The sequence below is a fragment of the Halomonas rhizosphaerae genome (assembly GCF_030010555.1).
GTDB lineage: Bacteria > Pseudomonadota > Gammaproteobacteria > Pseudomonadales > Halomonadaceae > Halomonas > Halomonas rhizosphaerae.
In genome coordinates this window covers 182,672-204,515 of the sequence record NZ_JASCQP010000027.1, presented here as the reverse complement: position 1 = coordinate 204,515, position 21,844 = coordinate 182,672, and the positions used below count along the sequence as shown (strand labels likewise).

Here is a 21,844-nt window from a genome sequence, read left to right as displayed (position 1 = left end):
GGACACCGGGCGGGGCATTGGCGATAGTCACGCCCCACCCGGATCGCATTCCTGACCAGGCCAGCCGCCTGGGACTGCTGCCATCCTACATCGTCCATCCCGTCACGGGAGTTCCCATGCGTGTTCCTTCATTCTTCGGTCGTATCTGGTGCCTGGCCGGCTGGCTGTTGCTGGCCGTTGCGGGTGCTGCCATCGCCGACGGCGCCGCCCCGATGCTGACCCTGACCCAGGGCACCGAGTCCCGCGAACTGACTCTCGAGCAGATCGAGGCGACGGGCCTGCATGCGGTGGAGATGCGCCACCCGGAAGGGCCCGCGGGCACCTTTTCCGGGGTCTGGCTGAATGACTTCCTCGCCGCCCAGGGCCTCGAGGAGGCGCGCCGCGTCAGGTTCATCGCGCTGGACGGCTACACCACCTTCCTCACCCCGGCGCAGCGGCGGGAGAAGCGCTACCTGCTGGTCACGCGCCTCGATGACGAGCCCGTCGGCGAGGCGTCGTTGGGGCCCTTGATGCTGGTGGTGCCCGAGGACGCCAAGGCCGCGCAGGAGGGCAGCGTGCCGATGACGCGCTGGATCTGGGCGATCCGCGAGATCAGCGCGAGATGAGGGCGGCATCCTCCCGCGGCCTTGGGCTGCGCCTGGTGGTGGCGTTCAGCCTGATCGCCATGCTCTGCGCCCTGGTGATCGGCTACTACGTCTCCCAGGCGCGCCAGCAGGTGGGGGCCGACTACACGGCGCTGGTCACCGACGTGGTGAGGGCCCAGCAGGACCCCGCCGCCCTGCGCATGACCCTGGACAGCCTGATCGACAGCCAGGATCGCATCCACCTGGAGCAGATCCATGCGTTGCTGTGGCGGATTCCCCGCCGTATCGACGGTATCCGGCTGCAGCTGCGGCGCAGCGAGCTCGCCCCCGCCAGTTACGGCGAGCTGGTCGAGGAACTGGCCCATGTGGAATCGCGGCTGCCCGCCCTGGAGGCCGCCGTCGACGTAGGCGCCGAGCAAGGGCTCGACGAGCGCGGCAGCGAGGCCATCCTGGCCCTGGGCATGGAGGTCGAGGAGGGGCTGGCCTGGGCCTACAGCGAACTGAACGAGCTGCTCCACCGGGCCTCGGCCGAGCAGCGCCAGCTGATGGAGCGCCTGGCGCTGGCCGTGGCCGTGCTGCTTCTCCTGCTGCTGCTGGCGATCGCCGCGGTGATGCGCATGCTGTTCCAGCTGCATCGTCAGCGCGAGACCATGCGCCTGCAGAGCCGGACCGACGAGCTGACCGCGCTCGGCAACCGCCGCTGGCTGCGTGAGGCGGCCGAGCAGGCGTTCGAGCGGCGCCGACGCCACGGAGCGTCACTGAGCCTGATGCTGCTGGACCTGGACCACTTCAAGCGGATCAACGACGCGTTCGGCCACCCGGTCGGCGACGCGGTGCTGGTCGCCTTTTCCCGAGTCCTCGAGCGGCAGGTGCGGCGTGTCGACAGGGTGGCGCGCATGGGGGGCGAGGAGTTCGCGATCCTGATGCCCGACAGCGACCTCGCGGGCGCCGAGGCCCTGGCCGAGCGGATCCTGCGCGCGACCCGGGCGATGTCGCTGCCTGGGCCTGCCGCCGAGCATCGGCTGACGGTGAGCATCGGGGTGGTCGAGGCCGGGGAGGAAAGGAGCTTCGACCGGCTCTATAGCCGGGCCGACGAGCTGCTCTACCGGGCCAAGGCGGGCGGGCGCGACCGGGCCGTGACCGGCCAAGGGCAGGCGGTGCCTCGTCCCGCCGGCGGCGCGGCACGAACAGCAATTGATGCTAATTGAAGGTGTGCATTTTCAGCCGCAGGCTGCCGTCGTCCTGTTTCTCGAAGACATGCGTGGCTATGCCACCGAATGTCGTCGGTGCGCCTGCATCATCCTTTCCCTCCGCCGACCACTTGGCTGTCGACACTACCAGGTCGCCTTCGCTGATGGCCTCGATCAGCTCGAGCTTGTGCCCAGTCACGCCGTTGTCGAACAGACCACCGAAGAACTCCTCGACTCCCGAGGGGCCCTTGATGATGTCGTGACTTGCCGGCAGGAACAGCGTGTCTTCGGTATAAAAAGTCGCAAGGCTCTTGGCATCAGTCTCGTTGAAGGCGGCGTCCCATTTGCCGTAGGCGGCGCTGACGTCTTCCTCGAGCGATTCGGCCTGAACCGTGATCGGCATCAGGAGTGCGATGCAGACGGCTAGTGTCGCGATGCGTAACGGTGTCATGGCTTGTTCCTCCATCTTTGCCGCAGGAGCCATGGCCGACCGGCAGCCCTGACGCAACGCCAGCCTCAGCTAGATCCCACAGCGGTGGTGTAGTAACTCATTGATCGTTAGGTGAGTGCTCATTGTGTGCCGTTCTAATGTGCCTCCGTCCCCGGTACAAACGCCGGTACAAGAGTGTCTTGATCCATGTGTGGGGTGCCTTCTTTGGGGAGGCTTTTTCAGTTTATCCTGTGATTTCGTGAAGGTTAAAACCAAATAATGATAAAAACCTGAACCCAAATAATAAGTGCGGTACTTGCGGCACGAAAGGGGCCTGGTCATCGGGCCATCTGACACGCGACCTGAGCGTTGGCCGGTTGTCATATAGAACCAGGCCAGATTAGGTCAATCCTTTTTTGTCTGCCGACGCCGGTTCATGACCGTCACCTGCGGCAAGGGTAATCGTGCTGACCGTGGAGCAGAGAAGGCTGCGCCGGCCCCGCCTATCATGCGGGGCCGGCGCTGTCGCGTCAGACCTGGCGGCGTTGTTCGCCGCGGCAGGCGGCCGCGGTGAACAGCACGTCGGTGGAGGAGTTCAGCGCCGTCTCGGTGGCGTCCTGCACCACGCTGATCACGAAGCCGATCGCCACCACCTGCATGGCCACCTCGGTGGAGATGCCGAAGAGGCTGGCGGCCATGGGAATCAGCAGCAGCGAGCCGCCGGCCACGCCCGAGACCCCGCAGGCGGCCAGCGCGGAGACGATGCACAGCAGCAGGGCGGTGGGGAAGTCGACGCTGGTCCCGAGGGTGTGGGCGGCGGCCAGGGTGATCACCGAGATGGTGATGGCCGCGCCGGCCATGTTGACGGTGGCGCCCAGCGGGATCGAGATGGCGTAGGTGTCGGCGTCCAGCTTCAGGCGCTTGCAGAGCTCCAGGTTGACCGGGATGTTGGCCGCGGAGCTGCGCGTGAAGAAGGCGGTGATGGCGCTGCCGCGCAGGCAGGTGAACACCAGCGGGTAGGGGTTCCGGCGGGTCTGCCAGTAGACGATCAGCGGGTTGGTGACCAGCGCCACGAACAGCATGCAGCCGACGATGACCGCCAGCAGGCGGCCATAGTCGAGCAGGGCGCCCAGGCCGGATTCCGCCAGGGTGGCGGCCACCAGGCCGAAGATGCCCAGCGGGGCGAAGCGGATCACGATCCTGACGATGTTCGACACCGCCTCGGAGAGGTCGCCGAGCATGGTGCGGGTGGCCTCGCTGGCCTGGCACAGCATCAGGCCCAGGCCGATCGCCCACGCCAGGATGGCGATGAAGTTGGCCTCCATCAGGGCGGTGACCGGGTTCGTGACGGCGTTGAGCAGCAGGTCGCGGAGGATCTCCACTATGCTGCCCGGCGGATTGCCGCTGACCTCGGGCATCTCCAGCGCCAGGGTGGTGGGGAACACGAAGCTCGCCACCACGGCCACCAGCGCGGCGACCAGGGTGCCGATCACGTAGAGCACCAGCACCGAGCGGATATGGGTCGGCTGGCCCTGGCGGTGACCGGCGATGGCCGCCGCCACCAGCACGAACACCAGGATCGGCGCGACCGCCTTGAGGGCGGAGATGAACAGCTGGCCGAGCAGTGCGACCGACTCGGCGGAGGCCGGCGAGAGGGTGGCGAGCAGGATGCCGCAGGCGATGCCGATGGCGATCTGGGGGATCAGCCCCAGGCGAAGCAGCGGGCGGCTGAGGGCGTGCACAGTGGCGAACATGGAGGGTCTCTTGGGGTGGTCATGGGCGGGCAGGCGCCACCTGCGGGGCACACGGCGGTCGAGGCGTGGCGCGGGTGAGCGGCTGGTCGATCCGGACGAGCTGCCCCGGGCGGGTAGCCCGAGGCAGGGGCGCCTGAGGTGCGCGCGGGATTCTAGCAATATTCTCGACTCGTTTGGATGTTTTATCTGATTCTTAGGATAAAGGCAGGGTGCATTGCTGCTTTTTTCGTCTGGTGCAGCATGAAGCCGGACGGGTGGCCAGTAGGAAGAAGGCGAGATCGCGAAGACGAGAGGCCGTCAGGCAGGGGCAGACGAGGCGGGGCGTGAAACGCGCGATGCGCTATCATCAGGCAGGAACGCCTGGTCGGGCGGGCATGTGGAGATGTCCGAAATGCCGGACCGCAGAGCGAGAGGACGGAGGCGATGGACAGGAAACAGGGCAAGAAGGGGACCACCGGCAAGGTGATCGGCCTGGGGGTATTGCTGCTGGTGGCGCTGACGCTGCAGAACTGCGGGGTGATCTGAGCACCGGCCCTCTCGCGGGTAACGCGCGTCAGCCCCGCCCGGCATGGCCCGAACGGGCCTGTGTTCGTTGCGCATTACCCACTTTCGCGACGGCCTGGAGTTGGGGCTGCCGAGCCCATTGATGCCGCATTTCGTCCCTGCAAACCGGTAGTTGCTTCGTGGGTAGTGGCTTCGTGCTCTAACTCGGCGGCTGCCTGCCGGTGGATATGACCGGCAGGCTCGCGAGGTCGACCTCCCCGTGCTGGCTGGTCACCGTGAATCGGCTCCGCCTTCCCTGCTGCTGGGCAAGGCCACCGATGCGATGGTCGAGGGTGTCATAGACCCGGATGATATTGTCGGTCTGCACGACGAGGCGTCGAGCCTGCGCAAAGTAGGCATAGCGCAAACCGTTCTGTTCGCCGGTGGCGTCGGGTGTACCGAGTTCCGCCGGCCACCAGGCTGTGTTCTCTACCGCGACGAGCCGACCCGGCTGTCGGGCAAGTATCTCACCTATCTCGTGGCACAGCGCATCCACGCGGGCTTTCAAGGCATGGTTGACGGGGTCGCTCAGCATCAGCATGCCACCCTGCATCCATTGGCCGGGGCCGCCGAACTCGGGATGTGAAAACATCGCCATCTGGCCATTGCCGTCGGCCACGGCCGACACCATGTGCGCAATAGCGTCGTGACTGAAATCGTGACGCTCGGCGAGTTCGTCGACGATTGCGAGTCCCTTGGGGCTGAGTGAGTGCATGACGCTAGCCTTTTCCTGGAGCCAATGCGACAAGCCTAGTCGAAGCGCGATGCCCGCTCCTCGACTATCTGACCATCGTCGTCGCAATCCGCCATGCCAGGGCCGCTGCCAACGAGAAGGGGAGGGTACTTGCCTCAGGACCTGCCTGGCGAAGCGCCACCAGAACGGCGCGAACCCGACAGGGTTAGGCCGGCGGTTACGCTATTGGGTGCCTGACCCGTTCTCCTCTGTCTCCACCTGCCCGCGGCGCTGCATCCAGCGCATCGCGAGCCAGCACAACGCCGCCCAGGCGGCCCCGGCCGTCCACCCGGCAAGGACATCCGTCGGCCAGTGGACGCCGAGGTAGACACGGCTCATGCCCACCAGCAGGGTGAGCAGTATCGCCAGCACCAGGATGTAAGCCTTCAGCCTCAGCTCGGGCTGTACGCGGACGAGCAGGGCGGCAAGGGTGAGGTAGGTCACGGCAGACATCATCGCATGGCCGCTGGGAAAGCTTGCGGTGTAGACGATGGAGTCATGAGGAACAAGGTCGGGCCGAGGGCGATCGAAGCCGACCTTCATCATGGTGCTGAGCAGTATGCCGCCCGGCACCGCGACCGCGGCCAAGAGCGCCGCGCGATAGCGTCGGGCGAGTAACAGGTAGCCCAGGGCGCCCAGCGAGACCAGCACCAGCACGCCGACACCGCCGAGCGCAGTAAAGTCCCGCCCCAGCTCCTCCAGCCAGCCCGGGCCGAGCGGGTCGGTGTGATCGGCAGGGTTGCGCAGCGAGAGCAGCAGGGTCTCATCGATGCTCTGGGTGTCACCCTCGGAGACTTCATCGGCCAGCTCGACGAACCCCCAGACCCCGCCGAACAGGACCAGGACGCACAGTAGCGCCCCGAACTCGTAGCGGGCGAGTCGAGCCAGCTTGGAAAGGCCTTGGCGTCCCACCCGTTCGGTCCTCTCGAAGCGTTTCATAGCAACTCCACTGCCGTGAATTCTCCTGTTGCCGGATGGCGGGCTTGCACGAGCTGGCTCGCCGGATCGCCAACGAGAACCCCGTGCTCGGCGTCGAGTCCCCTCGCCTCGCGCTCTGCCTGTGCCGCCGCGATGGCCGCCTCGTCGTGGCCTTCCGTGATGCGCCACTCGCTCGGCACGCACTCGTCGGGCTGCTCCTCGGCGGCGACCATCTCAGCCCAGGCGGCTTGCTACGGCGTCGAGAAAGCCCTGCATGTCGACGACGGTCTCCGAGGCGGGGTCGGTGGTCTTGCCCTTGAGGTCGCCGGTGATGATGCCGTCGGCGACGGTATCGATCAGCGCGGCCTTGAGGCGCGTGGCGTAGTCGACCAGGGCCGCGTTGTCCTCGCGCTCGCCGAGGGTCTCCAGGGCATTGGCCACGGCGAAGATCAGCGCCGAAGAGTTGAAGTGCGCCTCCTTGCCGTCGCTCTCCAGGTACTTCAGGTAGAGGTCGTGGGCGGTGCCGTGGGGCGCCTCGAAGAGCATGGTGCCGCTCTTGCTCTCGATGATCGAGCTGGCGGTGGCCAGGCTGCCGCCGAGCGCCGCGGAGATGTCCGAGAAGATGTCGCCGTCGAGGTTCTGCGCCGGGTAGAGGGCGTTGCGCGGCGGGTCGGTGATCATCTTGATGAGCTGGCTGGAGGGCCGCATGATCATGAACGACGGCGGCGGGGTGTCGGCCTGGGCCAGTTCGCGGCGCACGTCGGTGATCACGGTGCTGAACACCTCGTCGTAGTCCATGTACTCGCGCTTGAGGCCGAAGTAGACCTCCTTCTGCTTGCGCGAGGCGTCGCGGAATACCTGGGTGACCCAGTCCTTGATGGCCTCGTGGTCGTTGGACATCAGCAGGATGGGGTCGCCCTGCTTGACGTGGCGCGCATGCTTCTCGTCGCCGTCGACGATCACCTTGAGGATGCCGTCCTCCGTGGCGGGGGCGTTGTAGCTGCCGTACTGGTCGCCGCCGCCGGCGCTCATCCGCGACAGCGAGACGTGTGCCTTGCGGGTGGGGATGCCGTGCACCTTGAGCTGCTCGACCAGCTTGTAGAGCTTGCGGCCGGTGGTGTTGTCCGGCACGCCCCACAGGGCCCGCTCGGGCGGGTTGGCGACGATGCGCGCGGCCTGGGCGTCGATCAGCTCGTAGTGGTAGGCGAGCCCCAGTGCCTCGACCTGCGCGCGGTAGTCGCTCTCGTAGATGCCCTCGATGGCGGCGCGCATCACGCCGTCGTAGCCGGCGATCACGGTGTCCTTGAGGCCGAGGTAGATGTCGCGCTTCTCGTCGATGGCGCGCTGAAAGAAGCGGTGCGCCCAGGCCTTGATCTCGTCGATGTCGTTGGTGGCGAGCAGCCAGGGGTCACCCTTCTTGACCTCGCGGCGGTGCAGCTCCACCGGGTCACCGCTGGCACCGACGAACATCAGCTTGACGATGCCGGTGGCACGGGAGAGCTCGTTGTAGCTGTCCTTGCTGCCGCCGGTCGCCATGGTGTCGACCTCGATGTCGCGGCCGACCCACTCCGGCTTGTTGAACTGCAGGTTGCGGAACTGGATGTCCTCGCGGGTGATATTCCCGCCGATGCCCTTGCGGATGGCGCCGTTGGGCGACTTGGTGGCCAGCGGGTGCAGGCTGGTGCCGTCGAGCTCGGGATGGGCGGACAGCAGCTCGCCCAGCTGGGCGCGGTTGACCGTCATGCCGGCGTTCTTCACGCCCACCCCGTGGCGCTTGAGCGCCTCGATGGCATCGATCACCGCCTGGCCGTTGGTGACCAGGCGGTTCTCCGCGGTCAGGTCGATCTCCACCAGCTCGATGTCCAGCGGGGAGGTCACGAAGGTGTCGAGGATCCGCTCGAAGGCCACCTGCGCCATCTCGTCGCCATGCAGGATGACCAGGGGGGCTGTCACTTTCAACTTGCTGCTCATCACTCTATCCCTTGTTGAGATGATGGAAACCGTTGCGATGATCAAATGCGCACAGGGTACGCCTGCCACCGGCCCTGCGCCATGCGGCCAAGGTGCAGGTCAGTGCCCCTCGGGGTCGGTGGCCCAGCGCTCGTCCGGGTGCACCTCGTTGGCGGGTAGCACCGGGTCGTAGCCCTCGGCGCGCAGCGCGGCGATCACCTCGCGGGTGTGATCGCTGCCCAGCGTCTCGAGGGTGGCCTCGACCTCGGTGGCGCGCAGCGAGAGGTCGGTGAAGGTGCGCTGGTGGGCGATCTGGATGACGTTGGCGCGCTGCTCGGCGAGCAGGCGGGTAAGCTCGGCCAGCGAGCCGGGCACGTCGGGGATGCCGACCCGCACCCGCACGATGCGCCCCGAGCGCACCAGGCCGCGCTGGATCACCGAGGAGAGCGCCAGCATGTCGATGTTGCCGCCGCACAGCACCAGCCCCACCCTGCGGCCGCGGTAGCGCGTCGGGTCGGTCAGCAGGGCGGCGAGCCCCGCGGCGCCGGCGCCCTCGGCGACGCTCTTCTCGATCTCCAGCAGCATCAGGATGGCGCGCTCGATCTCGGGCTCGTCCACCAGCACGATGTCGCTGACCAGCTCGCGGACGATCTCCCGGGTCAACTCACCGGGCTGCTTCACGGCGATGCCCTCGGCCAGGGTGGCCAGGCCGCAATGAATCTCGTCGCCGGCCAGCGCCTGCTTCATGGCGGGGAAGCGCTTGGTCTGCACGCCGATCACCTCGATATCGGGCTTCAGCGCCTTGGCCGCCATGGCGTTGCCGCTGATCAGGCCGCCGCCACCGATGGGGATCACCAGGCACTCCAGGTCGGGGACCTCCTCGAGCATCTCCAGGGCGATGGTGCCCTGCCCGGCGATGATCCGCTCGTCGTCGTAGGGGTGCACGAAGACCAGGTGGCGCTCCTCGGCCAGGCGCCGCGCATAGGCCCCGGCCTCGTCGACCCCGTTGCCCTCCAGGTGCACCTCGGCCCCGAAGTTGCGGGTGTTGCGCACCTTGAGGTTGGGGGTGTGGCGGGGCATGACGATGGTGGCGTGGATGCCCAGCCGCTTGGCGTGATAGGCCACCGCCTGGGCGTGGTTGCCCGCCGACATGGCGATCACGCCCCGGGCGCGCTCCTCGGGGCTGAGCGAGAGCAGGTGGTTGAGGGCGCCGCGTTCCTTGAAGGAAGCGGTGAACTGGTGGTTCTCGAACTTGATGTAGAGCTCGCAGCCGGTGAGCTGCGAGAGGGTGGTGGAGTGCAGGCAGGCGGTGCGCTCCACGCTTCCCTGAAGGCGGGTGGCGGCCTGTCGGACGTCGTCGAGGGTCACGCTCATGGGAGGGTCGTCTCCGTTGTCGAGGTGGTGTCGGGGCATCAGGCGTCTGCCGGGTGGGGCAGGCGCGCTGCCAGGGCGAACACGTGGGGATCATCCACGCCGAGTTCGCTCAGGGCCTGGGCCAGGTTGACCAGGTAGTCGCGGTTGGGGCCGCTGGGGCCGTGGGCCACGGCAATCTGCTCGGCGATGGCGTCCAGCGGGGCGTCGCCGAGGAAGGCGGCGTTGTCCTCGGTGGCGAGATACACCAGCCCGTCGGCGCTCGAAGGCGTGGCACCGTCGTCGAAGTGCAGCCGGGTCACCTCGCGCAGATAGCCGTTCTTCTCGCGTACGTCGAGCGGGCCGAGCACCTCGGGGGTGATGCGGTAGGCCATGCCGTGGCAGGTCGCGCCGGGCTCGCGCACCAGGGTGACCACGCGACCCGGCGACTCGGGGGTGCCGCGGTGGTCGTGGGAGCCCTGCCAGAAGCGGCGCACCCAGCCGTGGATATAGGCCGGGCGGCGCTCCAGGAAGGGGAAGTCGGCCTTCCAGATCAGCGAGCCGTAGCCGAACAGCCAGATCTCGTGGTGGCCGTCGAAGTGGGTCATCTGCCGGTTGCGGTGGGTCGTGTCGAGGGTCATCCCCGAATGATGCGTCGCCCGGCAGCGAATGTCGAAGGGTGGAGGCGGGTCGCGGCCGGTTCGGTCGCCATCGACGTCCGTCGGGCCGGCGGGTATCTTGGCGGCTGCTCGGCCGATACCGGCCGCGGGCGGGGCGTCACGGAGCACGCCGCGCCATCCATCGCGCAGGGGGCAGGGAACATGGAGAACGCACTGATGTGGCTGGCCACCGGCCTCGGCACGGGACTCTCGCCCTGGGCCTCGGGCACCGTCGGGTCGCTGCTGGGGCTGCCGCTCGCCTGGTGGCTGCTGGGCCGCTCCCGCCGCCTGCAACTCGCCCTGGTGGCTGCGCTGCTGGTGGCGGCCGTGCCAATCTGCCACCTGGCCGCGGAGGAGCTGGGCCTCAAGGATGACGGGCGCATCGTGCTCGACGAGATCGTCGCCTTCCCGGTGGCGGTGCTGGGCCAGTCGGCGGCGCGACACCCCGCGGCCCTGGCCGGGGCCTTCGTGGTCTACCGGCTTCTCGATGCCACCAAGCCGCCGCCGGTGAGCCTGGCCGAGGCGGTGCCCGGGGGCGTGGGCATCGTGCTCGACGACACCGTGGCGGCGGCCATGAGCTGGCTGGTGGTGGCCGCCGGCCTGTTCCTGTGGCGTCGTCGCCGGCCTGCCTGATACAGGGGGATGCATTTCGTTACGACGCCGGGGCTTGTGCTCGCTGGCCGGTACCCCGAGGTCCTGGGGTGTGTCACCTGGCCCGTCCATGCGGGTCAGTCGATTACCCGACAGCAAGGAGATCACCATGAGCCAACAGCTCGACGGCAAGCGCGTTGCCATCCTGGCCACCCATGGTTTCGAAGAGTCGGAACTGGCCGTGCCCAAGGCCAAGCTCGATGCCCAAGGGATCACGGTGGACGTGGTCTCTCCCGAGGCCAAGGGTATTCGCGCCTGGGCCGAGAGCGACTGGGGCGAGACCTACGAGGTCGACAGGTCCCTCGATGAGGCCAACTCCACCGACTACCACGCCCTGGTGTTGCCCGGTGGCCTCTTCAATCCGGATGCCCTGCGACAGGACGAACGTGCGCTGAGCTTCGTTCGGCACTTCTTCGAGGCCGGCAAGCCGGTGGGTGCCATCTGCCATGCCCCCTGGATCCTGATCAATGCCGAGGTCGTCGAAGGGCGGACCCTGACCTCCTATCCCTCGGTGAGGAAGGATCTCGAGAACGCCGGGGCGCGCTGGATCGACGAGCGGGTCGTCGTCGACAACGGCCTGGTCACCAGCCGCACACCGAAGGACCTGGATGCCTTCTGCCACAAGATGGTCGAGGAGATCCACGAGGGTCGACATGCCGGTCAGGCGTCTTGAGACGGCGACCCTGTACGTAAGAGACCTCACGGGTTCGGCCGCGGTCAGCGAGCAACGCCGTGAGCCGCACAACGCCTGTCCTTCACGGGACAGGCGTTGTGCTGTCAGGCTATTGCGCCCGCTGTTCGGTACTTGCCGGAGCCTCAGTCGCCCGGGGCCGCCGGCAATGGAAACACCACGTCGAAGCCGCGGGCATCGAGATGGCGGATGTCGCTCGGCCGGCCCTGGTCGTCGAGCTCCACCAGGCCGATGCCGGCGCCGTTCCACAGCCGCTCGCCGGCCTTGGCGCGGTCCGGGTCTCGCGGCTTGATCACCATGCGCCGGCGCTGGGTGAGCCAGTTGAGCGGCGAGCGCGGGGCATAGAGCCAGCGGTTGAGGCGATCGAGCCAGTCGAGCAGGGTATCGGGAAAGGCGTTCTTGATGCCACTGGAGGTGACCTGCCAGATCCGGGGCCCCTCGCGGCGCTGGCGGAGGTGGATGTCGTAGGCGAAGGAGTAGTGCACGTCGCCGGAGAGGATCACGTAGTGCCCCGGCGAGCGCGAGTGGCGGAAGATGTTGAGCATCACGCTGGCCGCGCCGCGGTGGGCCATCCAGTTCTCGGCATCGACCAGCAGCGGCCTGCCGGCCAGGGTGAAGAGCCGCTGGATGGTCTCGATCAGCTTGACGCCGAACATCGGCGCCGGCGAGACGATCACCACCGACGTGGCGCCGAGGATCTGCTGCTGCAGTTCCGAGAGCGCCTCCCAGTCCATCAGGCCGGAGGGGCGTTTCGGGCTGCGTTCGCTGCGCCAGCGTCGGGTGCGGGTATCCAGGATCACCAGCTTCGGCTCCCCCTCGACCTCCACCTCCCAGCCCTGGAAGCGCAGCAACCGCTCGATGACGGCGTCCTGCTCCCCGGCAGGCAGCCAGCCCTCCCGGCTGGCTGCCGACGCCAGCAGCTCAGTGACCTCCGCCAGCGGCTAGGCCAGGCGGTCCGGGTCGTTGCCCCAGCCCTGGCAGAGCAGGTAGGCCAGCAGGGCGTTGCCGATGATGCGTCGCGAGAAGGGGTGCCCGTAGGCGGTGCGCTCCCAGTCCGCCGTGAGGTTCCAGTCGTCGGTGATGTCGTGGTCGTCGAAGATCATCAGCGTGGGCAGGTGGGCCATCACCCGGGCGGCGGCGGGCAGCCCCTCGGCGAAGCGTGCGATGACCGCTCGCTGCTCGCCGAAGCGTGCCGCGTCCTTCTCGTCCAGCGTCGGTTCGGTCATCTCGACCAGCCGCCAGGGCACCGGCGACCAGACCAGCAGGTACATGGCGATGACCTCGGCGAAGCTCATCAGGTGGTTTTGGGCGTTGGCCGAGGTGAAGACCGGCTTGCGCACGCCGCCGAAGAAGCGCTCGCGCAGGTCCTCACTGCTCTTGACGTCCGGCAGCAGCGCCTCTCGCCGGTAGTAGGTGGCGGTGTCCGTATAGAGCGCCTGGCTGTCGGCCACGGTGGCGCCCTCCAGGGTCTCGTCGAAGAGGCCCAGGCGGCGGATCAGCGCATGGATGGCGACCAGCAGGGGGCCGGCGACGTCGTCGGCATAGACCTGGTCCCCGGTCATCAGCAGCCAGGCGGGCCAGGCCTCGGGCGCCTCCCGGCGCTCGGCCAGCCAGGCATCGGTGCGCACCAGGCCGTCGGAACCGTCATGGTGGGGCCGGCGGCAGGAGCCATGGAGCAGTCGGCGGTGGCTGTCGGCCAGCACGAAGCAAGGGTGCGTGGCGCCCTCGTGCAGCAGATGGGGGGCCCAGTCGGCGATGCCGCTGTCGTCCCCGCTGTCCTCCCCGACCGGGGTGATCTTCAGGTCGTAGTCGATGCGCACGACGCGGGGCAGAGGGGTGTCAAGGGCCACGTCGATCAGGTGCAGCCAGGCATGCCGGCCCAGCGGCAGGCGCTGCAGGCGGCGTTCGTTGAGGGTCAGGCGGCGCGGCGGATGTCCGGCCGGGTGCAGCATCAGGCCGAGGTCGAGGGGGCGCGAGCCCACCAGCCAGATCACCAGGCGCTCCGCGCTCAGGCGCCGCAGGAGGGGGCCGGCGAGCACCTCGGGCAGGGGAGCGGTGTCTCGTGACATGGCAATCCTTTGCGTCGAGGGTGCCGTGGCGGTCGACGGCACTGGTCGTGAACAGGTCAACAGACTAGGCTGGCGGCGGTTTCGTTCCACCTTTTACCTTCCCCTACCCCCTGATGGAGACTTCCACCATGACCGTGATGCTGCTCGGCCTGTTGATCTTTCTCGGTGTGCACTCGGTGCGCATCGTCGCCGACGACTGGCGAACCGCCCAGATCCAGCGCATGGGCGAGCTGCCCTGGAAGGCGGCCTATTCGGTGGTCTCGATCATCGGCCTGGCCCTGGCGATCTGGGGCTATGGCCAGATGCGCCTGGACCCGGTATGGGTGTGGCAGCCCCCGGTGGGCCTGCGCCATGCCGTCTCACTGCTGATGATTCCCGCCTTCGTGCTGCTGGTGGCGGCCTATGTGCCCGGCAACCATCTCAAGGCCAGGCTGGGCCACCCGATGATCATCGCCGTGAAGCTGTGGGCCTTCGCCCACCTGCTGGCCAACGGCCGGCTGGGCGACATCGTCTTCTTCGGGGCCTTCGTGCTGTGGGCCGTGTTCGACTTCCGTGCGGCCCGTCGTCGGCCCCGGCCCGATAGCGCCGCCCCGGGCATGGTCGGTACCGTCGCGACCGTGGTGATCGGCCTGGTGGCCTACTACCTCTTCGCCTTCCACCTGCATGTCTGGGTCACCGGCGTGCCGGTGATGTGATCCCGCCCCGACGAACCGGGCCCCTGAACCGGCGGCTGGGCCTTTCCCTATATGGTGCTACGCTGATTGAGTCGGCACTGAACCGTCATCGGCGGGTCATGCCGTCGTCACATCGCCGCGCGATAACGGGGTGCGTCCCAGCCACCATGGAGAGTTCGTCATGTCGATCACACGTCGCCGTTTCCTCAAGGGCAGCCTGGCCGCCGGGGCCGTGGCCAGCGTGCCGTCCTTCTATGTCAACACGGTGCTGGCGCAGGAGCAGACGCTGCGCATCTATGCCTGGGCGGGCTACTTCAATGACCGGATGCTGGCGGACTTCACCGAGAAGACCGGGATCAAGGCCACCTTCACTCCCTACGGCACCAACGACGAACTGATGAACTCCCTGCGTGCCAGCGACGGCGAGGGCTTCGACGTCATCATGCCGACCGTGGATCGAGTGCCCGGCTATCTCGACTACGACCTGATCCAGCCGCTGGACGAGTCGCGCATCAACTGGAGCGGCGCCCTGGACAGCGCCATCGAGGGCTCCGAGACCGGCGGGGTGGTGGACGGCAAGCGCTATTTCGCGCCCAGCGACTGGGGCACCGAGGCGATCACCTGGCACCGCCGCTTCGCCGACGTCGACCGCGCCAACCTGAGCTATGCCGACCTGTGGAACCCCGAGCATGGCCAGGGCGTCACGGTGCGCGGCCACTCGGCGCTGGTCGGCATCGGCCTGTGGCTGGAGCGCGAGGGCCGGCTGCCGCACCCGCTGCTCGACTCCTACCAGAGCGAGGAGGCGATGCGCGCCAACTTCGACGTCATCCTCGAGGAGGCGGTCAAGCACAAGGAGCTGCTGGTGCAGTTCTGGAACACCGAGAACGAGGCCCAGGCCGCCTTCCGCACCAATGGCGCGATCATCGGCCAGACCTGGGACTCCACCGCCTTCCGCCTGCAGCAGGAGGGCGAGGAGATCGCCTACGGGGCGCCGAAGGAGGGGGCGCTGGCGTGGATGGAGGGCTTCGTGATCCCGCGCAACGCCCGCAACCCGGACGCCGTCTACGAGCTGATCAACTGGTACTACACCCCCGAGGCGGGCGCCATGTTCGTCGAGGCCACCGGCTACAACTCCACCTCCAAGGGCGCCACCGAGCTGCTGCCCGAGGCGACGCGCAACTTCTTCACCGACTCCTACACCGAGGAGGACCTGGCCAACCTCTGGTGGTGGCCGATCCAGGAGCCCTGGTACGTGGCGCTGCGCAACGAGTACCAGGACCGCTACCTCTCCGCATGACATCGCGTGACCCCGGCCCCGAGGTGACCATGGACGGCAGCGTCCGCCTGGAGGAGGTGGTGATGCGCTTCGGCGACTTCACCGCCATCGACAAGACGACGCTCGAGATCGGCTCGGGGGAGTTCTTCAGCTTCCTCGGGCCCTCGGGCTGCGGCAAGACCACCCTGCTCAACATGATCAGCGGCTTTCTGACCCCCAGCGAGGGGCAGGTGCTGATCGGCGGCGAACCCATGGCCGGGGTGCCGGTGAACCGCCGTCCCACGGCGATGATCTTCCAGAACCTGGCGCTCTTCCCGCTGATGACGGTGTTCGAGAACATCGAGTTCGGCCTGGAGGTGCGCGGGGTCGACCGCAAGGCGCGCCGCGAGGCCTCCGAGCGGCTGCTGGCGCTGGTGGCCCTGGAGGGCAGCGGGCCGAAGCGGATCGGTGAGCTCTCCGGCGGCCAGAAGCAGCGGGTGGCCATCGCCCGGGCGCTGGCCGTGGAGCCGCGGGTGCTGCTGCTCGACGAACCGCTCTCGGCGCTGGACCTCAAGCTGCGCCAGCACATGCGCGCCGAGCTCAAGGCGATCCAGCGCAAGACCGGCATCACCTTCATCTATATCACCCACGACCAGGGCGAGGCGCTGACCATGTCCGACCGGGTGGCGGTGATGTCGGCGGGGCGCATCCAGCAGGTGGCCGACCCCGTGACCCTTTACCGTTCGCCGGCCACCGGCTTCGTGGCGGCCTTCGTCGGCGAGAACAACCGGCTTCGGACGACCCTGATCCAGCGCCAGGGCGAGCGGGTACGCCTGGACGGCGGAGTGCTGGGCGAGCTGGCCGGCCGTGTCGCGGCGTCGTCCCGGCTGGAGGGCGGCGACCGGGCGGCGCTCTACATCCGTCCCGAGCACCTGCGCCCGGTCGAGGAGGGGGCCGTGGGCCCGATCCTTGCGGCCACCCTGGAGGCGGTGCACTTCGAGGGCGCCTGGGTGGTGCTGGAGGCGAGGCTCGATGCCTCCGGCGAGATGCTCAGGGTGCAGCTGGGCCATGAGATATCCCGGCAGTACACGGATGCCCTGGTCGCCGGGCGTCGCATGAGATTTGGCTATGAACCCGACGATGCGGTGGTGCTGCCCGAGGATGGCAGCCCCCGGGTCGACGAGGCGACCGGCGAGGTGGTGGAGGCCGGCCATGTTTAGGCAGCTCGCCGCGCGCTTCGGCAGCCCCCTGGCCATGGCGATCCTCGGCCTGCTGGGCATCTGGCTGATCGTGATGGTGACCCTGCCGCAGCTGCAGATGATCGATTACTCGCTGCGCCCCAACCTGCTGCCGGCCCAGCAGGGCGGGCCGCAGGACGGCTGGACGCTGGCCAACTACGCTACCCTGTTCGCCAACGACATCCACCGGGCGATCTTCTTCAAGACGCTGTGGTCCAGCGTGCTGGTGACCCTGCTGACGCTTGGCGTGAGCTATCCGCTGGCCTGGTACCTGGCCAAGGTGGCTACCCCGCGGCAGGCGGCGCTGTGCATCCTGCTGCTGATCATTCCCTTCTGGATCAACGAGATCCTGCGTACCTATTCGTGGTTCATCATCCTCGCCTTCCGCGGGCCGCTCAACGAGGTGCTGATGATGCTGGGGCTGATCGACCGGCCGATCCGCTTTCTCAGCGGCGACGGCGGGGTCATGGTGGGCATGGTCTACGCCTATATCCTGTTCATGGTCTTTCCGGTCTACAACGCCATCGAGAGCCTCGACGACAACCAGGTGCGCGCGGCGCGAGACCTGGGGGCGGGGACGGTGCGCACCCATCGGCGCATCGTCATTCCCCATGCCAAGCCGGGGATTGCCACGGGCTGCATCATGACCTTCATGCTGGCGGCGGGCAGCTATGCGGTGCCGGCGCTGCTCGGCTCGCCCGGCAGCCGCTGGTTCACCCAGATCATCTACAACTGGTTCTTCGAGGGTGGCAACTGGAACCAGGGGGCGGCCTACGCCTTCCTGCTGCTGGTGCTGTGCATCGGCTTCATGTCGCTGGTCATGAAGGTGTTCAAGGTGGGCCTGGGGGACATTGCCAAATGAGGAACTGGGCCAAGTGACGGGGGAGCGGGCGTGAGCGCACAGCGACTGATGGCCCTGGGCCTGCGCTTCTATGTGGTGGTGTTCTTCGCCTACCTCTTCCTGCCGCTGCTGGTGATGGCCGCGGCCACCTTCAACGACAGCCGCTTCCCCACGGTGACGCCCTGGGACGGCACCACCCTGAAGTGGTTCGGCGAGCTCGCCGCCGACGGCGGCATGTGGCAGGCGCTGGGCAACAGCGCCATCGTCGCCGTCGGGGTGCTCTGCCTGGCGGTGCCCATCGGCATCGCCACGGCGCTGTTCCTCAATACGGTGCAGAGCCGCGCCAAGCCCTTCCTCTATGCGCTGATCCTCTCGCCGCTGCTCACCCCGGGGGTGATCATCGGCATCTCCACGCTGATCTTCTGGCGCCAGCTCGGGGTCGGCGGGGGCATCTTCCTCACCGTGCTCGGCCAGGCCACCTTCATCGCCGCCTACGTGATGCTGATGGTCACCGCGCGGCTGCAGCGCTTCGATCGCACCATGGAGCGGGCCGCCCTGGACCTGGGCGCCAGCCAGTGGCAGATGTTCCGGCGCATCCTGCTGCCCTACCTCAGGCCGGCGATCCTCTCGGCGGCGGTGATCGCCTTCCTGCAGTCCTTCGAGAACTACAACACCTCCCTGTTCGTGGTGGGCTACGACACCACCCTGACGGTCTACATCGCCTCCAAGGTGCGTACCGGCCTCACGCCGGCGGTCAACGCCCTGGGACTGATCCTGATACTGGTCACCGTGCTGCTGGCCGTGGCCTACGAGGTCAAGCGGCGCCGCGAGGCGGCGAGAAGCGTGAAGGGAGTTTAACCGCTGCGCTATGCTGGGGCCTGGCAAGGGAGGGCTCATGGCTCACGACCACGACCACGCGCGTCACACCACTCTCCACACCGGGCAGGACAGCCAGCGCCGGCTGTTCTGGGCGATCCTGCTCACCGGCGGCTTCATGGTCGCCGAGGTGGTGGGCGGCATCCTCTCCGGCTCGCTGGCGCTGCTCGCCGATGCCGGCCACATGCTCACCGACACCGCCGCCCTGGCGCTGGCCTGGTTCGCCGCGCGCATCAGCCGCCGCCCGGCCGACGAGAAACGCAGCTTCGGCTACCACCGGGTGCAGATCCTGGCCGCCTTCGTCAACGGCCTGACGCTGATCGCCATCGTGGTGTGGATCCTCATCGAGGCGATCCGCCGGCTGCTCTCGCCGGTGGAGGTGATGGGCACCCCCATGCTGGTGATCGCCGCCCTGGGACTTCTGGTCAACGTGGTGGTGTTCGCCATCCTGCACTTCGGCGACCGCGACAACCTCAACATCCGCGGCGCGGCGCTGCACGTGCTGGGCGATCTTCTGGGCTCGGTGGCGGCCATCGTCGCCGCCCTGGTGATACTGGCCACCGGCTGGATGCCCATCGACCCGCTGCTCTCGGTGCTGGTGGCGATGCTGATCCTGCGCAGCGCCTGGAAGCTGACCCGGGAGTCCGGCCATATCCTGCTGGAAGGCGCCCCGAACGACCTGGACGCGGCGACCCTGCGCCGCGAGATTCCCGAGCAGCTGGAGGCGGTCTGCAACGTGCATCACGTGCATGTCTGGTCGCTGACGCCGGGGCGGCACCTGGTGTCGCTGCATGCGGCCATCGATGAGGGCGAGGACCGCCAGGCTGCGCTGGTGGCGATCCGGACCCTGCTGGTGGAGCGCTATGGCCTGGACCATGCCACCATCCAGCTGGAGAGTCGGCACCACTGCGCCGACGAGCCCGAACCCGGCGAGGACCGCCAGGGCTGAGGCGCGCTCGCCGCGTCAGTCGGCGGTCTGGAAGGGACGGTCGGGCAGCCAGACGCGCACCGCCAGGCCGCCGAGGCGCGAGCGCGCGAGCTCCAGCCGGCCGCCGTTGAGCTTCACCAGGTCGGCGACGATGGCCAGGCCCAGGCCGCTGCCCGGGCGCTGTTCGTCGAGCCGGGCACCGCGGGCCAGCGCGGCCTGGCGCTGGGCCTCGTCCATGCCTGGCCCGTCATCCTCGACCTCCAGCCAGCTCCCTCCGGCATCGCTGCCGCCGCGCATCTCGACCCGTCCCTCGGCCCAGCGCAGGGCATTGTCCAGCAGGTTGCCGACCAGCTCCTGCAGGTCCTGGGCCTCCATGCGCACGCGCATCCCGGCCGGCAGGTCGTGGTGGAGGGTGATGCCGCGTCGCTCGGCCAGGCGGCCAAGCCCCGCGAGGATGGGGGTGAGCACCTCGCCGGCGTCGACCCGGGGAGCCAGGCCGGCGTCCCCGGCGGCCGAGGCGCGGGCCAGGTGGTGGCGTACCGCCGCATCGATGCGCGCCAGCTCGTCACGGATGCGTGTGCGCCGCGGCTCCTCGATCCCGTCGGCCAAGGTGGTCAGCACGCTCACCGGGGTCTTCAGCGCATGCGCCAGGTTGCCGGCGGCGTGGCGCGCATGGGTCATCAGTCGTCGGTCGCGGTCCAGTACCCCGTTCATGGCCCGGGCGAGGCGGGCCAGCTCCGGCGACAGGCGGGTATCGAGGCGCTCGGCCTCGCCGTTCTCCACCTGCTGCAGGTCGGCCTGTATCCGGCGCAGCGGGGCCAGGCCCCAGCGGACCTGCAGGGCCAGGGTGGCCAGCAGCAGCAGCCCCAGGCCGACCAGGAAGAGCGTGACCAGCCGGGTAAAGCGGGCGAGCCCCGCGTCCAGCGTTTCCCGGGAGACGGCCACGCTGACGTGCAGCGGACCGTCCAGCGGTGCCAGGCGGATATCGCGCTCGATGACGCGCAGCGGCGTCCCGCGCGGGCCTGCCAGGTCACGGATCATCACCTGGCGGTGGGAGCGCACCGGCAGGCGCTGGTCCCACAGCGAGCGGGAGGTCAGCACCCGCTCGTCGCCGTCGCTGATCTGCCAGTACCAGCCGGAGAGCACCTGCTCGAAGCGCGGATCGCCCAGCGAGCGTTCATGGACCAGCCGCTGCTCCGTCGGCTCCCAGGCGAGGCCGGCGACGACCACGTTGAGCAGGGCTTCCAGGCGCTCGTCGAAGGCGCCCGTCGCGGTCGTGCGGAAGTAGTGGGAGAGTCCCGTGGCGGCCAGCGGCAGGGCGATCGTGAGGGTCAGCAGGGACGCCAGCAGCAGGCGACTGGCCAGCGACAGCTGCCGCAGTCGACTCATGGCGCCTCGTCGCCTCCGGCCAGGCGATACCCCTGGCCACGGTGGGTCTGGATGCGCGCGGCGCCCAGCTTGCGGCGCAGCCGGCTGATCTGGACGTCGATGACGTTGGAGTCCGGCTCGTGGTCGCGGTCGTAGACGTGCTCGGCGAGCTCGCTGCGGCTCACCACGCGGGGCGCGGCGTGGGCCAGGTAGGCGAGCAGACGCGACTCCTGGGCGGTCAGGCTCACCGGGCGGCCGGCCAGGGTGACGCTGCCGGTGTGGGTGTCGAAGGAGAGCTCGCCGATCCTCAGCACCGGGTGGGCGTGGCCGTGGCTGCGCCGCACCAGGGCGCGCAACCGGAACAGCACTTCGGCGGTCTCGAAGGGCTTGGTGACGTAGTCATCGGCCCCGGCCGAGAAGCCGGCGGCCTTGTCGGCCCAGCGGGTGCGGGCGGTGAGTACCAGCACCGGGGTGTCGATGGCGTCCTCGCGCCACTGGGCGAGCCAGCGGCTGCCGTCGCCGTCGGGCAGGCCCAGATCGAGGATCACCGCGTCGTAGGCCTCGGTGCGCACCAGGAAGTCCGCCTCGCCACCGGCGGTGGCGGTCTCCAGCAGCACGCCGGCGTCCCCCAGGGCCTCGCTCAGCGCCTCGGCCAGCGCGCGGTCATCCTCCACCAGCAGCACCTTCATTCCGCGCCATCCTCGCGTCGCATCCCGTTGATGTTCACCCCCTCCATGCCGATCAGCTGGCCACTGGCGGCATCGAACTCGAACTCCACCACCTGGCCCTGGGGGCCGAGCATCTCGACCTCGTAGGTCATCCGGCCGTCGTCACGCTCGAGTTCCACCTCCAGTACCTGGCCCACATAGCGGGCCTCCAGCCAGTCGAGGATATCGGGCAGGGGCACGATCCTCCCTTCGCGCACCGCCTCGTGGAGGTCGTGCCACCCCTCATCTGCCGGCGCGGGGGAGGCGGCCAGCAGGGCGAGGAGGGCGGCCAGCGCCGGCAGGCGCAGGCTTGGAAGCAGGTAACGATTCATCATGGCCACAGGGTGCCAGGGCGAACATGAATGCAGCATGAATGGCCTCGTCACCCTGTGGCAAGGTCGGGGGCGATATAACGGGGTGGCACCCATGAACGGA

21 protein-coding genes and 1 pseudogene are annotated in these 21,844 nt (G+C 68.4%); 10 read left to right on the top strand and 12 right to left on the bottom strand.

Annotated elements, in window-relative coordinates; genetic code table 11:
• Positions 1-116 precede the first annotated feature (116 nt).
• Both QLQ83_RS11735 and QLQ83_RS11730 read left to right on the top strand, forming a co-directional pair.
• Complete coding sequence (locus tag QLQ83_RS11735; RefSeq protein ID WP_282735710.1) at positions 117-605, top strand: molybdopterin-binding protein; 489 nt, start codon at positions 117-119, stop codon at positions 603-605.
• Positions 602-1,792, top strand: coding sequence for a GGDEF domain-containing protein (locus QLQ83_RS11730; protein ID WP_282735709.1), 1,191 nt, complete (start codon positions 602-604; stop codon positions 1,790-1,792). Before QLQ83_RS11735 ends, QLQ83_RS11730 begins: the two co-directional genes overlap by 4 nt.
• Here QLQ83_RS11730 and QLQ83_RS11725 read toward each other — a convergent pair.
• The 8 genes from QLQ83_RS11725 to QLQ83_RS11690 all read right to left on the bottom strand — a co-directional run bounded on the left by QLQ83_RS11725 (position 1,785) and on the right by QLQ83_RS11690 (position 10,093).
• Positions 1,785-2,225: a YybH family protein gene (locus QLQ83_RS11725; protein ID WP_282735708.1), complete on the bottom strand. Its 441-nt coding sequence runs from the start codon at positions 2,223-2,225 to the stop codon at positions 1,785-1,787. The genes QLQ83_RS11730 and QLQ83_RS11725 overlap by 8 nt on opposite strands.
• Before the next feature lie 509 nt (positions 2,226-2,734).
• Positions 2,735-3,958 carry a serine/threonine transporter SstT gene (sstT, locus tag QLQ83_RS11720; protein WP_282735707.1) on the bottom strand — a complete coding sequence of 408 codons (1,224 nt, stop codon included), beginning with the start codon at positions 3,956-3,958 and terminating at the stop codon, positions 2,735-2,737.
• A gap of 703 nt (positions 3,959-4,661) precedes the next feature.
• Entirely contained in the window at positions 4,662-5,216 is a 555-nt protein-coding gene (locus QLQ83_RS11715; RefSeq protein ID WP_282735706.1) for a hypothetical protein, read from the bottom strand.
• 201 nt (positions 5,217-5,417) lie between these two features.
• Positions 5,418-6,173: a phosphatase PAP2 family protein gene (locus QLQ83_RS11710; RefSeq protein WP_282735705.1), complete on the bottom strand. Its 756-nt coding sequence runs from the start codon at positions 6,171-6,173 to the stop codon at positions 5,418-5,420.
• On the bottom strand, positions 6,170-6,385 hold the full coding sequence (locus QLQ83_RS11705; protein ID WP_282735704.1) for a hypothetical protein: 216 nt from the start codon (positions 6,383-6,385) through the stop codon (positions 6,170-6,172). The genes QLQ83_RS11710 and QLQ83_RS11705 overlap by 4 nt, the downstream gene beginning before the upstream one ends.
• A gap of 1 nt (position 6,386) precedes the next feature.
• Positions 6,387-8,105: an isocitrate/isopropylmalate family dehydrogenase gene (locus tag QLQ83_RS11700; RefSeq protein ID WP_282735790.1), complete on the bottom strand. Its 1,719-nt coding sequence runs from the start codon at positions 8,103-8,105 to the stop codon at positions 6,387-6,389.
• Positions 8,106-8,222: 117 nt separating this feature from the next.
• On the bottom strand, positions 8,223-9,476 hold the full coding sequence (locus QLQ83_RS11695) for a threonine ammonia-lyase (protein ID WP_282735703.1): 1,254 nt from the start codon (positions 9,474-9,476) through the stop codon (positions 8,223-8,225).
• Positions 9,477-9,514: 38 nt separating this feature from the next.
• Positions 9,515-10,093: a gamma-glutamylcyclotransferase gene (locus QLQ83_RS11690; protein WP_282735702.1), complete on the bottom strand. Its 579-nt coding sequence runs from the start codon at positions 10,091-10,093 to the stop codon at positions 9,515-9,517.
• Positions 10,094-10,273: 180 nt separating this feature from the next.
• Between QLQ83_RS11690 and QLQ83_RS11685 the strand changes: the two genes are divergently transcribed.
• Together QLQ83_RS11685 and QLQ83_RS11680 are read left to right on the top strand one after the other, a co-directional pair.
• The gene (locus QLQ83_RS11685) at positions 10,274-10,744 is read left to right on the top strand and encodes a phosphatidylglycerophosphatase A family protein (RefSeq protein ID WP_282735701.1); all 471 of its coding nucleotides are present in this window, start codon (positions 10,274-10,276) and stop codon (positions 10,742-10,744) included.
• A 127-nt stretch (positions 10,745-10,871) separates the two neighbouring features.
• Positions 10,872-11,435 carry a type 1 glutamine amidotransferase domain-containing protein gene (locus QLQ83_RS11680; RefSeq protein ID WP_282735700.1) on the top strand — a complete coding sequence of 188 codons (564 nt, stop codon included), beginning with the start codon at positions 10,872-10,874 and terminating at the stop codon, positions 11,433-11,435.
• Positions 11,436-11,578: 143 nt separating this feature from the next.
• Here QLQ83_RS11680 and QLQ83_RS11675 read toward each other — a convergent pair.
• A pseudogene (locus tag QLQ83_RS11675) lies at positions 11,579-13,522 on the bottom strand (alkaline phosphatase D family protein).
• 128 nt (positions 13,523-13,650) lie between these two features.
• Here QLQ83_RS11675 and QLQ83_RS11670 point away from each other — a divergent pair.
• From QLQ83_RS11670 to QLQ83_RS11645, 6 genes are all read left to right on the top strand, one after another.
• Complete coding sequence (locus QLQ83_RS11670; protein ID WP_282735699.1) at positions 13,651-14,217, top strand: NnrU family protein; 567 nt, start codon at positions 13,651-13,653, stop codon at positions 14,215-14,217.
• A gap of 160 nt (positions 14,218-14,377) precedes the next feature.
• The gene (locus QLQ83_RS11665) at positions 14,378-15,493 is read left to right on the top strand and encodes a substrate-binding domain-containing protein (protein WP_282735698.1); all 1,116 of its coding nucleotides are present in this window, start codon (positions 14,378-14,380) and stop codon (positions 15,491-15,493) included.
• Positions 15,490-16,671: an ABC transporter ATP-binding protein gene (locus QLQ83_RS11660; RefSeq protein WP_326521406.1), complete on the top strand. Its 1,182-nt coding sequence runs from the start codon at positions 15,490-15,492 to the stop codon at positions 16,669-16,671. Before QLQ83_RS11665 ends, QLQ83_RS11660 begins: the two co-directional genes overlap by 4 nt.
• Positions 16,664-17,551, top strand: a complete 888-nt coding sequence (locus tag QLQ83_RS11655; protein WP_282735697.1) for an ABC transporter permease — start codon at positions 16,664-16,666, stop codon at positions 17,549-17,551. Before QLQ83_RS11660 ends, QLQ83_RS11655 begins: the two co-directional genes overlap by 8 nt.
• A 48-nt stretch (positions 17,552-17,599) precedes the next feature.
• Positions 17,600-18,388, top strand: coding sequence for an ABC transporter permease (locus QLQ83_RS11650; RefSeq protein ID WP_407650067.1), 789 nt, complete (start codon positions 17,600-17,602; stop codon positions 18,386-18,388).
• A 37-nt stretch (positions 18,389-18,425) separates the two neighbouring features.
• Positions 18,426-19,355, top strand: a complete 930-nt coding sequence (locus QLQ83_RS11645) for a cation diffusion facilitator family transporter (RefSeq protein WP_282735695.1) — start codon at positions 18,426-18,428, stop codon at positions 19,353-19,355.
• A 15-nt stretch (positions 19,356-19,370) separates the two neighbouring features.
• Here the strand turns inward: QLQ83_RS11645 and QLQ83_RS11640 are convergent, their stop codons facing one another.
• The 3 genes from QLQ83_RS11640 to QLQ83_RS11630 are packed head-to-tail and all read right to left on the bottom strand — an operon-like array spanning position 19,371 to position 21,780.
• Positions 19,371-20,723 carry a sensor histidine kinase gene (locus QLQ83_RS11640; RefSeq protein WP_282735694.1) on the bottom strand — a complete coding sequence of 451 codons (1,353 nt, stop codon included), beginning with the start codon at positions 20,721-20,723 and terminating at the stop codon, positions 19,371-19,373.
• Positions 20,720-21,391, bottom strand: a complete 672-nt coding sequence (locus tag QLQ83_RS11635; RefSeq protein WP_282735693.1) for a response regulator transcription factor — start codon at positions 21,389-21,391, stop codon at positions 20,720-20,722. Before QLQ83_RS11635 ends, QLQ83_RS11640 begins: the two co-directional genes overlap by 4 nt.
• The gene (locus QLQ83_RS11630) at positions 21,388-21,780 is read right to left on the bottom strand and encodes a PepSY domain-containing protein (RefSeq protein WP_282735692.1); all 393 of its coding nucleotides are present in this window, start codon (positions 21,778-21,780) and stop codon (positions 21,388-21,390) included. The genes QLQ83_RS11635 and QLQ83_RS11630 overlap by 4 nt, the downstream gene beginning before the upstream one ends.
• Positions 21,781-21,844: the final 64 nt, after the last annotated feature.

What these genes read in the sequence shown, in the direction of transcription:
- QLQ83_RS11735 (WP_282735710.1), top strand. Translation starts at nt 117, where the DNA reads ATGCGTGTTCCTTCATTCTTCGGTCGTATCTGGTGCCTGGCCGGCTGG.
- QLQ83_RS11730 (WP_282735709.1), top strand. Translation starts at nt 602, where the DNA reads ATGAGGGCGGCATCCTCCCGCGGCCTTGGGCTGCGCCTGGTGGTGGCG.
- QLQ83_RS11725 (WP_282735708.1), bottom strand. Translation starts at nt 2,225, where the DNA reads ATGACACCGTTACGCATCGCGACACTAGCCGTCTGCATCGCACTCCTG.
- sstT (WP_282735707.1), bottom strand. Translation starts at nt 3,958, where the DNA reads ATGTTCGCCACTGTGCACGCCCTCAGCCGCCCGCTGCTTCGCCTGGGG.
- QLQ83_RS11715 (WP_282735706.1), bottom strand. Translation starts at nt 5,216, where the DNA reads ATGCACTCACTCAGCCCCAAGGGACTCGCAATCGTCGACGAACTCGCC.
- QLQ83_RS11710 (WP_282735705.1), bottom strand. Translation starts at nt 6,173, where the DNA reads ATGAAACGCTTCGAGAGGACCGAACGGGTGGGACGCCAAGGCCTTTCC.
- QLQ83_RS11705 (WP_282735704.1), bottom strand. Translation starts at nt 6,385, where the DNA reads ATGGTCGCCGCCGAGGAGCAGCCCGACGAGTGCGTGCCGAGCGAGTGG.
- QLQ83_RS11695 (WP_282735703.1), bottom strand. Translation starts at nt 9,476, where the DNA reads ATGAGCGTGACCCTCGACGACGTCCGACAGGCCGCCACCCGCCTTCAG.
- QLQ83_RS11690 (WP_282735702.1), bottom strand. Translation starts at nt 10,093, where the DNA reads ATGACCCTCGACACGACCCACCGCAACCGGCAGATGACCCACTTCGAC.
- QLQ83_RS11685 (WP_282735701.1), top strand. Translation starts at nt 10,274, where the DNA reads ATGGAGAACGCACTGATGTGGCTGGCCACCGGCCTCGGCACGGGACTC.
- QLQ83_RS11680 (WP_282735700.1), top strand. Translation starts at nt 10,872, where the DNA reads ATGAGCCAACAGCTCGACGGCAAGCGCGTTGCCATCCTGGCCACCCAT.
- QLQ83_RS11670 (WP_282735699.1), top strand. Translation starts at nt 13,651, where the DNA reads ATGACCGTGATGCTGCTCGGCCTGTTGATCTTTCTCGGTGTGCACTCG.
- QLQ83_RS11665 (WP_282735698.1), top strand. Translation starts at nt 14,378, where the DNA reads ATGTCGATCACACGTCGCCGTTTCCTCAAGGGCAGCCTGGCCGCCGGG.
- QLQ83_RS11660 (WP_326521406.1), top strand. Translation starts at nt 15,490, where the DNA reads ATGACATCGCGTGACCCCGGCCCCGAGGTGACCATGGACGGCAGCGTC.
- QLQ83_RS11655 (WP_282735697.1), top strand. Translation starts at nt 16,664, where the DNA reads ATGTTTAGGCAGCTCGCCGCGCGCTTCGGCAGCCCCCTGGCCATGGCG.
- QLQ83_RS11650 (WP_407650067.1), top strand. Translation starts at nt 17,600, where the DNA reads ATGGCCCTGGGCCTGCGCTTCTATGTGGTGGTGTTCTTCGCCTACCTC.
- QLQ83_RS11645 (WP_282735695.1), top strand. Translation starts at nt 18,426, where the DNA reads ATGGCTCACGACCACGACCACGCGCGTCACACCACTCTCCACACCGGG.
- QLQ83_RS11640 (WP_282735694.1), bottom strand. Translation starts at nt 20,723, where the DNA reads ATGAGTCGACTGCGGCAGCTGTCGCTGGCCAGTCGCCTGCTGCTGGCG.
- QLQ83_RS11635 (WP_282735693.1), bottom strand. Translation starts at nt 21,391, where the DNA reads ATGAAGGTGCTGCTGGTGGAGGATGACCGCGCGCTGGCCGAGGCGCTG.
- QLQ83_RS11630 (WP_282735692.1), bottom strand. Translation starts at nt 21,780, where the DNA reads ATGCTGCATTCATGTTCGCCCTGGCACCCTGTGGCCATGATGAATCGT.